Genomic DNA, 13,130 nt, shown 5'->3' on the forward strand with positions numbered 1-13,130 from the left:
GGATCACCGGGATCACCGGGATCACCGGGGCGCGGAGCGACCAGGTCCGAGGAGCGGGGCGGAGATGCCATGCCGTCCGGCGAGTGCCGCTGTCGTCATATCGCACAGGAGACCAGCATGCCTAAAACAGTTGGAATCGACCTTGGCACCACCAACTCGGTGATCGCCACAATGGAGGGCGACAAGCCCACGGTGATCCCCAACGCCGAGGGGGTGCGGACGACGCCGTCGGTCGTGGCGTTCACCGAGAACGGTGAGCGCCTGGTCGGGCAGCTTGCCCGCCGCCAGGCGATCCTGAACCCCAAGGGAACGATCTACTCGGCCAAGCGCTTCATCGGCCGTCGTTACGACGAGGTCACCAGCGAGATGAACGCCGTGTCGTTCGACGTCGTCCCCGGCCCGGACGGGGCCGTCCGTTTCAAGATCCACGAGAAGCTGTACGCGCCGGAGGAGATCGCCGCGGCCGTCCTGCGCAAGCTGGTGGACGACGCCTCGAAGTTCCTGGGAGAGAAGATCACCGAGGCGGTCATCACCGTGCCCGCGTACTTCAACGACTCCCAGCGCCAGGCCACCAAGGACGCGGGGAAGATCGCCGGCCTGGAGGTCCTGCGGATCGTCAACGAGCCGACCGCGGCGGCCCTCGCCTACGGCCTCGACCGCAAGGAGAACGAGACCGTGCTCGTCTTCGACCTGGGCGGCGGCACCTTCGACGTCAGCATCCTCGCCATCGGCGACGGCGTCGTCGAGGTACGGGCGACCGCGGGCGACACCCATCTGGGCGGCGACGACTTCGACCGGCGTATCGTCGACCACCTCGCCGACGAGTTCCAGCGTGACAACGGCATCGACCTGCGCCAGGACCCCCAAGCCCTGCAGCGGCTCTTCGAGGCCGCGGAGAAGGCCAAGGTCGAACTGTCGGCGGTCACCCAGACACAGGTCAGCCTGCCCTTCATCACGGCGGACGCCTCCGGTCCCAAGCACCTGAACAGCACACTGCGGCGCTCGACCTTCGAGGAGATCACCGCCGACCTGCTCGAACGGTGCAGGCCCCCCATCCGGCAGGCCATGGCCGACGCCAAGCTCACCGCCGACGACATCGACGAGGTGATCCTGGTGGGCGGCTCGACCAGGATGCCCGCGGTCCAGAACCTGGTACGCCGCATGACGGGTGGCAAGGACCCGAACATGACGGTCAACCCCGACGAGGTCGTGGCGCTGGGCGCGGCGGTCCAGGCCGCCGTCATCAAGGGCGAGCTGAAGGACGTCGTGCTGCTGGACGTGACGCCGCTCTCCCTCGGCATCGAGACGCTCGGCGGGGTCATGACGAAGGTCATCGAGCGCAACACCACCATTCCGGCCCGCCGGTCCGAGGTGTTCAGCACCGCGGAGGACAACCAGACCGCGGTGGACGTCGTCGTGCTGCAGGGCGAGCGCGAGCGCGCCGCCGACAACCGTTCCCTCGGCCGGTTCCGGCTGGAGAACATCCGGCCCGCTCCGCGCGGCGTGCCGCAGGTCGACGTGACCTTCGACATCGACGCCAACGGGATCCTGAACGTCTCCGCCAAGGACAAGGACACCGGTGCCGAGCAGCGCATCACGATCAGCGAGAGCTCGAACCTGGACGCCGGCGAGGTCGAGCGGATGGTCGCCGACTCCGAGCGGCATCGCGAGGAGGACCGGCGAATGCGTCAGGTCATCGACGCGCGTAACGAGCTCGACAGCGCCGCCTACCAGGTGGAGCACCGCCTGGCGGAACTGGGTGAGTCGGTGCCGGTCCATGAGAAGGCGCGGGGCGAGATGCTGGTGAACGACGCCCGCGACGCGATCAAGCAGGAGGCCCCGCTCGACCGGGTCCGCTCGCTCACCGCCGAGCTCCAGCAGGTCTACCACAGCCTTGGCGCGTCGGCCTCCGGCGCTTCCGGTACGGGTGGTCCGGGGGCGGGCGCGTCCGGGGCACCAGGCGGCCAGGCGGGTGGCGGCAGGGACGACGACGTCATCGACGCGGAGTTCACGACCGATGAGTGAGGCAGCCGGGCACGGGGGCCAGAACCGGCACGGGGGCCAGGAGGAACACGGGGGCCGGGAAGCGCACGGTAAGGAGCCGCACGGTAGGGAAGCCCGCGAGCAGGGGGCGCGAGGCAAGGATGCGCATGGTCAGAAGGCGCATGGCAAGGAGGCGCACGGTAAGGAGGTGCACGGGGAGGCCGGGGCCGCCCCGGCCGACCTCCAGGCCCGCGTCGACGAGCTCCAGGCCCTGGTGACCGACCTGCAGGACCGCTGGCGGCGCGCCCTCGCCGACCTCGACAATCTGCGCAAGCGCGTCAGCAGGGACACCGGGCGGGTGCGCGACGAGGAGCGGGCGCGGGCCGCCGGCGAGTGGCTGCCCGTGCTGGACAACCTGGACCGCGCGCTGGAGCACGCGGAGACCGATCCCGCCTCCATCGTGGACGGGATGCGGGCGATCAGGGACCAGGCGCAGGAGGTGCTCTCTCGCCTCGGCTACCCGCGCCGCGACGAGGTCGGCACCGCGTTCGACCCGGCCAGGCACGAGGCGGTGGCCGTGCTCCCGCAGGAGGGCGTGCCCGACGGCACGGTCCTGCAGGTGGTGCGGCCCGGCTACGGGGACGGCGAACAACAGCTGCGGCCCGCGCTGGTCGTGGTGGCCAAGGGGGCATGATGCCCCCTGACCGCGACTTCTACGAGATCCTCGGAGTGCAGAGGGGCGCTGGACAGGAGGAGATCCAGCGCGCCTACCGCAAGCTGGCGCGGGCCAACCATCCCGACGTCAACAGGGACCCGGCCGCCGAGGATCGCTTCAAGGAGGTCTCCGAGGCATACAGCGTGCTGTCCGACCCCGCGACCCGGCGCCGTTATGACGCGTTCGGGGCGAATTTCCGCCAGGTGCCCGAGGACGTGGACCCCGAGACGTGGGCGCGCGCGCAAGGCCGCCGTACGCGTGCGGGTGCGGGCCGTGCGGGCCGGGGCAGGGCCGGCGGCCAGGCCGGCTTCGAGGAGGGGATCAACCTCGACGACCTCCTCGAAGGGCTGTTCACCGGACGAGGAGGCAGGGCCGGCGGAGGCTGGGGGCCGATCCCCGGCGCCGACCAGGAGGCCGAGATCGAGCTGACCGTCGAGGAGGCATACCGGGGCGGCCGCCGCTCGCTCACCGTCGGCTCGCGCAGGCTGCAGGTCGAGATTCCCGCGGGCGTCTCCAACGGGCAGCGCGTCAGGCTGGCCGGGCAGGGCGGAAAGGGCGGCGACGGGGCTCCCGCCGGCGACCTCTACCTGGTCGTCAGGATCGCGCCGCACCCCCGGTACCGGGTCGAGGGGCGGGACATTCACGTCCTGCTCCCGGTCACCCCGTGGGAGGCGGCGCTCGGTGCCTCCGTCGCGGTCGACACCCCCGCGGGTGAGGCCAAGGTCAAGGTGCCGTCGGGCACCTCCAGCGGCAAGCGGCTGCGGCTGCGCGGCCGGGGGATGCCGAGCCCTCGGAACAAGGCGGGTGATCTGTACGCCGAGGTGCGGATCATGGTTCCGGCCCGGCTGCCGGAGGAGGAGCGGCGGTTGTTCGAGCAGCTCGCCGCGGTCTCCACGTTCGATCCGAGGAGGCAGCGATGACCCACCCCTTCCCGGAGCGCAGGTCGCCCCACCCGGGCCCGCGACCCTCCGGCCCTCGGGGGGCGGCCTCGGCCGGGGGCTCCGCCTCCCGCCTGCTGAGAGCCCCTCGGGAAGCGGAGCGGACCTACCAGCTCGCCAGGCCCGAGCGCCTGGATCTGGAGACGTTCGCTCACGCGGCGGGGACCCACCCCGAGCTGGTGCGGCGTCTTGTCACGCTGGGCGTGCTCGACGCCGGGACCGACTCCGCGGGGCACCTGTGGTTCTCGCCCTCCGAGCTGCTCACCATGGCGCGGATCCGGCGGCTGCGGGCCGGGTTCTCGATCAACTATGCCGCGCTCGGCCTCGTACTGGACCTGTTGGACCGCATCGCCCAGTTGGAGGCCGCCCAACGTGACCGTTCCCGACTCACCGGAGGCTCGCCGTGGACATGAACCAGCTGACCCAGAAGTCGCAGGAGGCGCTGCACGACGCGCAGACCAAGGCCCTGCGCTTCGGGAACACCGAGGTGGACGGCGAGCACCTGCTGCTGGCGCTGCTCGACCAGCCGGAGGGGTTGATACCACGCCTGCTCTCGTACGCGAACGTCGACACCGACAGGCTCAGGAGCGACCTGGAGGCCGAGCTGGCCCGCCGCCCCCATGTGAGCGGCCCCGGTGCCGAGCCTGGCCAGATCTACGTGACGCAGCGGCTCTCCCGCCTGCTGGAGACGGCCAAGCGGGAGGCCGACCGGCTCAAGGACGAGTACGTGTCGGTGGAGCACCTGCTCATCGCCCTGCTTGAGGAGGGCAGTTCGAGCTCCGCCGGGAGGCTGCTGCACGATCAGGGGCTGACCAGGGACGGCTTCCTCAAGGCGCTCACCGCGGTCCGCGGCAATCAGCGGGTGACGTCCGCGATGCCCGAGGTGGCGTACGAGGCGCTGGAGAAGTACGGGCGCGACCTGGTGGCCGATGCCCTGTCGGGCAAGCTCGACCCGGTCATCGGGCGCGACGCCGAGATCCGCCGCGTCGTCCAGATCCTGTCTCGCAAGACGAAGAACAACCCTGTCCTCGTCGGTGACCCCGGCGTCGGCAAGACCGCCATCGTGGAGGGACTCGCGCAGCGGATCAGCCACGGGGACGTGCCGGAGGGACTCAAGGGCAAGACGGTCTTCAGCCTCGACATGGGCTCGCTGGTGGCGGGGGCCAAGTACCGGGGCGAGTTCGAGGAGCGCCTCAAGGCGGTGCTCAACGAGGTCAAGGCCGCCGAGGGGCGGATCCTGCTCTTCGTCGACGAGATGCACACCGTGGTGGGCGCCGGAGCGGCCGAGGGCGCCATGGACGCGGGCAACATGCTCAAGCCCATGCTGGCCCGCGGCGAGCTGCACATGATCGGGGCGACGACCCTCAGCGAGTACCGCAAGCACATCGAGAAGGACGCCGCCCTGGAGCGCAGGTTCCAGCCGGTGATGGTCGACGAGCCCTCGGTCGAGGACGCCATCTCCATCCTGCGCGGCCTGCGCGAGCGCCTGGAGATCTTCCACGGGGTGAAGATCCAGGACAGTGCGCTGGTGGCGGCCGTTGTGCTGAGCCACCGCTACATCTCCGACCGCTTCCTGCCGGACAAGGCCATCGACCTGGTGGACGAGGCGTGCGCGATGCTCCGTACGGAGATCGACTCGATGCCCGCCGCGCTCGACGAGCTCACCCGCAGGTTGATGCGCCTGGAGATCGAGGAGGCCGCGCTCGCCAAGGAGGAGGACCTCGCGAGCGGGGTCCGCCTGAAGGAACTGCGCGCCGAGCTCGCCGACGTGCGTGCCGAGGCCGACGCCATGCGGGCGCAGTGGGAGGCCGAGCGGCACGCGCTACGCGCCGTCCAGAGCCTGCGCGAGGAGATCGAGCACGTACGCGCGGAGGCCGAGCGGGCCGAACGCGACTACGACCTCAACCGCGCCGCGGAGCTGCGGCACGGCAAGCTGCCCGATCTGGAGCGGCGGCTGGAGGCGGAGGAGGAGCGTCTGCTCTCCAAGCAGGGGACGGCGCGCCTGCTGCGCGAGGTCGTCACCGACGACGAGATCTCGATGATCGTCTCCCGGTGGACGGGCATCCCGGTGAGCCGCCTGCAGGAGGGCGAGCGGGAGAAGCTCCTGCGGCTCGACCAGATCCTGCACGAGCGGGTGATCGGCCAGGACGAGGCGGTGCAGCTGGTGGCCGATGCCGTCATCCGGGCCCGTTCCGGCATCAAGGACCCGCGCCGCCCGATCGGGTCGTTCATCTTCCTGGGACCGACAGGTGTCGGCAAGACCGAGCTGGCCAAGGCGCTCGCGGAGGCGCTCTTCGACACCGAGGACAACATGATCCGCATCGACATGAGCGAGTACCAGGAGCGGCACACGGTCAGCCGCCTCGTCGGCGCGCCCCCCGGCTACGTGGGGTACGAGGAGGGCGGCCAGCTGACCGAGGCCGTGCGGCGCAAGCCGTACTCCGTGGTGCTCTTCGACGAGGTGGAGAAGGCGCACGCCGATGTCTTCAACACGCTGCTGCAGGTGCTCGACGACGGGCGGCTCACCGACGCGCAGGGCAGGACCGTCGACTTCCGCAACACCGTCCTGATCATGACCTCCAACATCGGCTCCGTCTACCTCCTCGACGGCGTCACGCCCAGCGGGGAGATCGAGCAGGACGCCAAGCAGCGGGTGATGGCCGAGCTTCGTGCGCACTTCCGCCCCGAGTTCCTCAACCGCGTCGACGACATCGTGATCTTCAAGCCGCTCACCTTGGAGGAGATCGAGCGCATCGTCGGCCTGATGTTCGTCGAGCTGCGGACCCGTCTCGAACAGCGGGGCATCCGGCTGGACGTCACCGAGGCCGCGCTCAGGTACATCGCCGAGCGGGGCTACGACCCGGTGTACGGTGCCCGCCCGCTGCGCCGGTTCATCTCCAGGGAGATCGAGACGCGAATCGGCCGCGCGTTGCTGTCCGGGGAGGCGCACGAGGGGGCTGTGGTCCGGGTCGACCTCGCCGAGGACGAGCTCTCCGTCACCTACTGATGAGGAGAATTGGCAATATCACCAAATATCGCGCAATGCCGGAACTGGTGGGGCGTCTCCGAACCCTGACCGGGCTTTTCCGGGCCGGAACGTCTGTTCCCCGCTGCGGGTTTCCCGGTCAACGTTCGGTGTGGGGCCACTAGCGAGGAGCCCGGTGACCCTGGTGGGCGCCCTCCTCGGCGGAGAGCCTGGCCAGCTCGACCCGTGAGTGGATGCCCAGCTTGCGGAAGACCTGCCGCAGGTGGAAGGCCACCGTGTGCTCGCTGATGAACATCTGCTCGGCGGCGTTCCGGTTCGTCAACCCCTGGGAGACCAGGTCGCAGACGGCCTGCTCGGTGCCGGTCAGGCTGGCCCACCCCGAGGTGGGATGGGTGGTCCTGACCCAGTGGCGGCGCCGCTCGCCCAGCAGCCGCAGCCTGCCCCGCACCCGCGCGGCATCACGGGTGGCCTCCACCGCGCCGTAGCAGGCGAGCGCGACCTTGAGGTTCTCCACGGCCAGATCCCGGCAGCCGCCGCCCGTGCCGAGCAGCACGCCCAGATCCTCCGCGGCCGAGCCCCTGGCCCACGGATCGCGGTGCCCGGCCGCCGCGCGGCCCAGCGCCTCGGGGTCGCCCTCCCGCAGGCCACGGGCGTGGTCGGCGGCCACCGACGGGTTGGGCAGGCCGGGGTTGCGCCAGGCGATGCCCTCGGCCGCGTCGACCACGGTGTCGGCCCTGTGCCGCTGGCCCGCGGCCATCGCCATCCGTACCAGCCATGCCGCGGCGGTGGGCTCGCTGGTCAGCGCCCCCGTGTGCCGGGGCAGCGCGTCGTACAGCACGCCGAGCGAGCTCATCCCGCCCGCCGCCCCGTCACGTGCCTCGTTGATCCGCCCGGCCACCAGCTCCGAACGCAACCGCGTGTACGGGGGCAGGCACCGCGCCGACCTGGCGAAGTCTCCCTCCATGTATCTGATGGCCCTCGGCAGGTCGCCCGCCCGCAGCGCCGCGGTGCCGAGTACCGACAGGGCCGAGGAGGCCAGGAGCGGGGCGTCCAGAGTCCCGGCGGTGGTCAGACCGGCCTCCGCGTGCTCGATCGCGCTGCCGAGCCGGCCCGCGGCCAGGTGCAGGCGGGCGCGCAGGACGGGGATCTCCGCGGCCCACGCGGGCTCGCCCTCGGCCTCGGCCGCGGCGCTCTCCGTTGTGGCCTCCGCCTCGTCCAGCAGCCAGAGGTCGATCAGCATCGAGGCCAGCACGGCCCGGGGCTGCCACCGCCCGCCGGCCGGTTTCCCCACGGCCTCGCGCGCCAGGTCCAGCCCGTGCGAGAGCCTGCCCTCGTCCCAGGCGAGCAGGGCCAGGTCCGTCAGCGTCTCGGCGCCGCCGCCCCCGGTCAGATGGGCCGGGCGCGCCCGGGCGGCGCGCTCGACCTGCTCGCGCAGCGCCCGCCGCACCGGTTGGGGCACCCTCTCGACGACCGACCGCCACAGCAGTTCGTGCCTGAACGCCAGTTCGTCGGGGGTGGTGACGAGAACACCGGCCGCCAGGGCCTCCTCCAGCGCGGGAAGCAGCGCAGCCGGGGTCTCGCCGAGCATCTCGGCCGCGTACGCCGGCGAGAACGAGCGCCCGAGCACCGCCGTGGCCTCCAGGAGGTACCGGGTCCTGGTGCCGAGCTCGTTCAGCCGTCGCCGGACGGCGGTGTGCACCCGCAGGGGCAGCTCCGCCCCGGCGGGGGCGGTCTCGGCCAGCCGGGCGACGCCGTCCTCCACGAGGACGGCGCCCTCCTCGCGCAGTCCGGTGAGGTATTCGGACAGCAGGAGCGGGTTGCCGCCGGCCTGGGCGGCCAGCGCCGCCAGGCCCTTCCCGGGGATCGCGCCCAGAATGTCGGTGGAGACCTCGGTGACCGCGCCCTCTCCGAGCGGGCGCAGTACGGTCCGGGTGGCCCCCTCCTCCTCAAGCAGGTCGAACAGCCGTCTGGCGTCGCCGCGCGCCGGGGTGCTGCGGCAGGCCAGCAGCCATGCCACGGGCCGTTCGGCCAGTCGCGAGGGCAGGGTGCGCAGGGCCATGAGCGTGGCGGGATCGGCCCACTGGAGATCGTCCAGGGTCACCAGCAGTGGCCCCGCGCCCAGCCTTCTCTCCAGCGAGGTCCTGACCTGCTCGGCCAGCCAGAGCAGCAGGCCGGGGCCGTCGGGGAAGGCGTTCCTGGTCACGGTCATGGGCGCCGGCGACTCCTCCAGAGCCGACAGCAGCGGTCCCAGTGGTGTCAGCCGTCCCAGCTCGTCGGCCCGCCCGCTCGCGACCGCCGTCCCTTGTGCGGCGGCGAGGCCGGCTGCCTCGCCGAGCAGCAGCGTCTTGCCTATCCCCGGCTCGCCCTCGACGAGCATGACGTTCACCGTCGGGGACGCGATGCCTCCCAGCAGGGCGAGGACCGCCGCCTGCTCATCTCTCCGGCCGTGCATGATCTTGTCTCGGATCTGGGGTCATACGCCAGAGCTTCCTTAGCGGTGATTACCTGCTATGACATCCCCACCGGACGAAACGCCATGCGGTGGGCGCTCCCGGCTCCTGGTTGTTTGGTGCAGATTTGACCTTTAACCAATGCTTCCATCCGTTCTGTCGATCTAGCCGATGCTCGACGAGCGTGATCTCCGGGCAGCACGGCGCTCAAGCCGGCCCATGTCGCGGGAGGGTGGGCGGACGTCGCCTACGGCAGTAGGGTCAGTCCATGGGGCGTGGCGGCGGGGTCGCTGCTGGTCCGTCAGGTGGGCGCCATCGCATTACCTATTGATCCTGTAGGAAATACAGGTAACATGATTGTCTCGCCGTACGAAGGAGCCGCCATGAGCCTGGAGCCGGGGGACACGAGCCCGCTGGCCACCGTGATCGAGACCGCGCGCTGGATCCGTTCGGCGGCCGTGGACGACGAACGGGGACGGCACTGGCAGGCCAACCCCGATCCCCGGGGCCGGGCCGCCATGCCGGACCACCCCCTGTCGCTGTACTCGGGGGCGGCCGGGATCATCCTGTTCTTCCTGGAGCTCGCCACCGCCACAGGTGACGAGGGCTACCTCGACGATGCCGGGGCCGGGGCCCGCTATCTCGCCGCCACCTGGCGGGAACAGGCCGACCTCTCCCTCCACCACGGCCTGGCCGGGGTGATGTTCGCCCTCGCCGAGGCCGGATGGGCCACCGGGGAGCGGGAATTCGAGGTCGAGGCCGGCGCGGTCGCCGACCGTATCGTGCGCGCCGCCCGCCCTGTCGACGGCGGCCTGGGCTGGACCGGTGACCCCGCCCAGCGCGGCGACGGCGGGATCATCCTCGGCCTGCTGCACGCCGGGGGCATCCTGGGGGTGCCCGCCTACCAGGAGATCGCCGTCGAGGCCGGCGCCCGCATCGCCGCGCTCGCCGTCCCCGGCCACCGCTTCGGCGAGGGCGCCTGTGCCGACCTGCCGCTGGACGCGGTCACCCCGGGGTTCCTGTCCGGTACGGCCGGCACCGCCTTCCTGCTGGCCCGCCTGTACGGCGTGACCGGCGAGAGCCGCTTTCTCGACGGCTCCCGCAGGGGTGCCGACTTCGTCCGCGCGGTCAGCGCCGTGACCGAGCGGTGCGCACTGGTGCCGCACCACATCCCGCAGGGCCGCGACCTGCACTACCTGGGCTTCTGCTCCGGTTCCGCGGGCGTCGCCCGGACGTTCTACGAGCTGCACCGGGTGTCGGGCGACGCCGGAGACCTCGACTGGGTCGAGCGGCTGGCCAGGGGGATCGTCAGCAGCGGTGCCCCCGCCGACCGGAGTGGTGGTTACTGGAACTCGGCCTGCCAGTGCTGCGGCACCGCCGGGCTGGTGGAGCTGTTCGTCGGGCTCTGGGCGGCGACCGGACGCCCGCAGCACCTGGAGTTCGCCCGCGCTCTGGGGGAGAACCTGACCGGCCTGGCCACCGGGCACGACGGCCGGGGCGCCCGCTGGTATCAGGCCTACCGGCGGCTGCGCCCCTGGGAGGTCACCGCCGACACCGGCTACATGGTCGGCGCCGCGGGCATCGGGGCCGCGCTCCTGCACCTGGACGCCACCTCACGTCCGCAGGAGGCGCGGCGGCTCATCCTGCCGCCGGACAACCCGTTCCCCGCCATCCCGCTGCCGAGCGCGACGCTCCGCCGGTCCTGAAGATCCTGGAAGGCACGTCGTCCGCGAGCCGGCCGGTCATCGCGGAGGCGCGTTCCGGAGCCGCCGGGCCTGGGCGGTGCGAAAAGGAAGACATACCCTTCGGCCGCCGACCGATTGGCCGAGAAGTCTTCGAGTATGCCCGTATTCTCGGTGAGGGTGTGGGGGAATCTCGGTCCCTGAAGGGCCGAGTGGAGGTCAACATGATTGGTGATTCTTCGTGAGTACTACCCAGGGCTTGCCTGATCCCGGTGTCGTGACGGTCGACGACCTCCTTCCCGATCCCGGCCGTTCCACAGTCGCGATCGAGCCGGTCCGGCCGGGCGCGGGCCACTGGGCCGGTGCACCGAGCGCGGTGGAGAGCGACGGGCTGATCTACCTCGCCTACCGGTTGCGCCGCCCCGTCGGCGAGGGCCGAGGCTACGCCGTCGTCGTCGCCCGTTCCACCGACGGTGAGCGGTTCGAGACCCTGCTCACCATCGGCAGACAGGAAATGGACACCGAGTCACTGGAGCGGCCCACCCTGATCCGCACGCCCGAGGGGCGCTGGCGGCTCTATCTCAGCTGCGCCACCTACGACACCAAGCACTGGCGGGTCGAGGTGCTCCAGGCCGACGATCCGTCCGGGTTCCGCGCCGCGCAGCGGCAGGTGGTGCTGCCCGGCGACCCGAAGACCGGCGTCAAGGACCCGGTGATCGTGCGGCAGGGCGACGTGTGGCACCTGTGGGCCTCCTGCCACCCCCTGGCCGATGCCGACGAGGCCGACCAGATGGTGACCGACTACGCCACCAGCGCCGACGGCATCGAGTGGACCTGGCAGGGCACCGCGCTCAGCGGCCGTCCCGGAACCTGGGACGCCCGGGGGACACGGGTGGCGGCGGTCCGCTTCCTCGGTGAGAGGGTGGTGGCCTTCTACGACGGCAGGGCCGCCGCGGCGGAGAACTACGAGGAGAAGACCGGTGTCGCGATCGGTACCGACCCGGCGGAGCTGACCCCGGTCGGCACCGTGCCCGCCGCCCTCTCGCCGCACGCGGGCGGTGGCCTGCGCTACCTGGACATCGTGGACCTGCCGGGTGGCGGGCGGCGGCTCTACTACGAGTACACCCGCGCGGACGGGGCGCACGAGCTCCGCACCGAGCTGCGCTGACCCCGGCCGCGCCGACCTGCGCGGGCCATGCCGATCACGCCCCGGCCGCGCCGCCACGTGCGAGGGAGTGTCAAACCTGAGGGCGGCCGTTGCGTGCCTGGCGCTGGCCGTTGGGGCGGACGCCCACCAGGCCGCCGGAGCGCTCGCGGGGGCGCAGCCAGTCGCTGAAGTTCTCACCGGTCACGCTCTGCAGCAGCGCCACGTCCTGGGAGAAGTGGGGGATCAGCCTCTCCCGCTGGTCCCAGGTCAGCGGCTGGCGGGAGCGGGCCTGCCGCTGCAGCTTGCGCTCCAGTGGATCGGTCAGCGCCACGCTCACCCGCGACGGCAGGAACCGCCCCACGGACGATCCCATGCGTAACGCCCGCGACAGCATCCGGTGCCCGCGGGTCGGCTCCGGGTGGGCGGTCACGTTCTCCCGGGGGACCTCGGTGACGACGCCGGTCTCCACACCGAGGAAGCGGCAGATCCGGTCCAGGGTGTCGACGGGGCGGTCGACCAGGTCGCGGTAGCGGTAGACGAGCACCTGGTCGCGGGGGAACAGGGTGAACAGATGTTCGAGCTGCCTGCCGTACTTGCCGAGCCCGAGGTAGTGCCAGAACGGCGCCCAGCCGGCCGTGACCCTTCGGCTCTCCTCGGCGCAGGCCTCCAGTACGTCGCCGATCGGCTCCAGTCCGGCCGACCACAGATGTGTCCAGTTGGAGTGGGCGCGCTCCACCGGGTCGCGCAGCACCACGATGAGCCTGACGTCGGGGATGGTCTTTCTGATGCGCCGCTGTGCCGCCAGATCGTAGAGGTAGAACGGGGTGGACTCGCCGGTGAGCGTTCCCGGCGGTGCCGCGTCGAACAGGGCTTCGTAGTCCTCGCGTCGCCAGACGTGCTCGCGGTAGGTCTGGGCGTCGCCCGGGCCTCCCCCGGTGGGAGGGGGGCCGTCGCTGAGGAAGAACTTCGGCTCCTTCACCGGGGACATGAACAGCCCCGGGTGCCGGGCCAATGCGGTGTGCAGGGCGGTGGTCCCGGATTTAGGGGCACCGATTGTGAGGAAATTCGGCAGGGGCATCGTCATTACCCTTAATCCCTACTATTATTATTGGTAAATATAGCCCCTTTTCTGGCGAAGGCAAGCGCCTGGCCGTGGGATCGTCGTGACCCGGGGGGCTTCCCGGTCGAGGGTTTCCCGCCGCCGACGCCTATCCCCGGGTCGTGGACGT

9 protein-coding genes are annotated in these 13,130 nt (G+C 71.4%); 7 read left to right on the forward strand and 2 right to left on the reverse strand.

Going from position 1 to position 13,130, the window contains the following annotated elements; all coding sequences use genetic code 11:
• Positions 1–117 precede the first annotated feature (117 nt).
• The 5 genes from dnaK to clpB are packed head-to-tail and all read left to right on the forward strand — an operon-like array spanning position 118 to position 6,643.
• Complete coding sequence (gene dnaK / locus OG884_RS33345) at positions 118–2,025, forward strand: molecular chaperone DnaK (RefSeq protein ID WP_326639525.1); 1,908 nt, start codon at positions 118–120, stop codon at positions 2,023–2,025.
• A complete protein-coding gene (locus tag OG884_RS33350; RefSeq protein ID WP_326639527.1) occupies positions 2,018–2,677 on the forward strand; it encodes a nucleotide exchange factor GrpE in 660 nt (219 codons plus the stop codon). The genes dnaK and OG884_RS33350 overlap by 8 nt, the downstream gene beginning before the upstream one ends.
• Positions 2,674–3,618, forward strand: coding sequence for a DnaJ C-terminal domain-containing protein (locus tag OG884_RS33355; RefSeq protein WP_326639529.1), 945 nt, complete (start codon positions 2,674–2,676; stop codon positions 3,616–3,618). The genes OG884_RS33350 and OG884_RS33355 overlap by 4 nt, the downstream gene beginning before the upstream one ends.
• A complete protein-coding gene (locus tag OG884_RS33360) occupies positions 3,615–4,049 on the forward strand; it encodes a chaperone modulator CbpM (RefSeq protein ID WP_326639531.1) in 435 nt (144 codons plus the stop codon). The genes OG884_RS33355 and OG884_RS33360 overlap by 4 nt, the downstream gene beginning before the upstream one ends.
• The gene (gene clpB, locus OG884_RS33365) at positions 4,046–6,643 is read left to right on the forward strand and encodes an ATP-dependent chaperone ClpB (RefSeq protein WP_326647083.1); all 2,598 of its coding nucleotides are present in this window, start codon (positions 4,046–4,048) and stop codon (positions 6,641–6,643) included. The genes OG884_RS33360 and clpB overlap by 4 nt, the downstream gene beginning before the upstream one ends.
• Before the next feature lie 139 nt (positions 6,644–6,782).
• On the opposite strand, the gene OG884_RS33370 is transcribed toward clpB, so the two are convergent.
• A complete protein-coding gene (locus OG884_RS33370; protein ID WP_326639533.1) occupies positions 6,783–9,074 on the reverse strand; it encodes a helix-turn-helix transcriptional regulator in 2,292 nt (763 codons plus the stop codon).
• Positions 9,075–9,455: 381 nt separating this feature from the next.
• Here OG884_RS33370 and OG884_RS33375 point away from each other — a divergent pair, with 381 nt between their 5' ends.
• Together OG884_RS33375 and OG884_RS33380 are read left to right on the forward strand one after the other, a co-directional pair.
• Positions 9,456–10,778, forward strand: a complete 1,323-nt coding sequence (locus OG884_RS33375; RefSeq protein ID WP_326639535.1) for a lanthionine synthetase LanC family protein — start codon at positions 9,456–9,458, stop codon at positions 10,776–10,778.
• A gap of 235 nt (positions 10,779–11,013) precedes the next feature.
• The gene (locus tag OG884_RS33380; protein ID WP_326639536.1) at positions 11,014–11,922 is read left to right on the forward strand and encodes a hypothetical protein; all 909 of its coding nucleotides are present in this window, start codon (positions 11,014–11,016) and stop codon (positions 11,920–11,922) included.
• A gap of 70 nt (positions 11,923–11,992) precedes the next feature.
• Here the strand turns inward: OG884_RS33380 and OG884_RS33385 are convergent, their stop codons facing one another.
• Positions 11,993–12,985 carry a sulfotransferase family protein gene (locus OG884_RS33385; RefSeq protein WP_326639538.1) on the reverse strand — a complete coding sequence of 331 codons (993 nt, stop codon included), beginning with the start codon at positions 12,983–12,985 and terminating at the stop codon, positions 11,993–11,995.
• Positions 12,986–13,130: the final 145 nt, after the last annotated feature.

The organism is Streptosporangium sp. NBC_01755, assembly GCF_035917995.1.
GTDB lineage: Bacteria > Actinomycetota > Actinomycetes > Streptosporangiales > Streptosporangiaceae > Streptosporangium.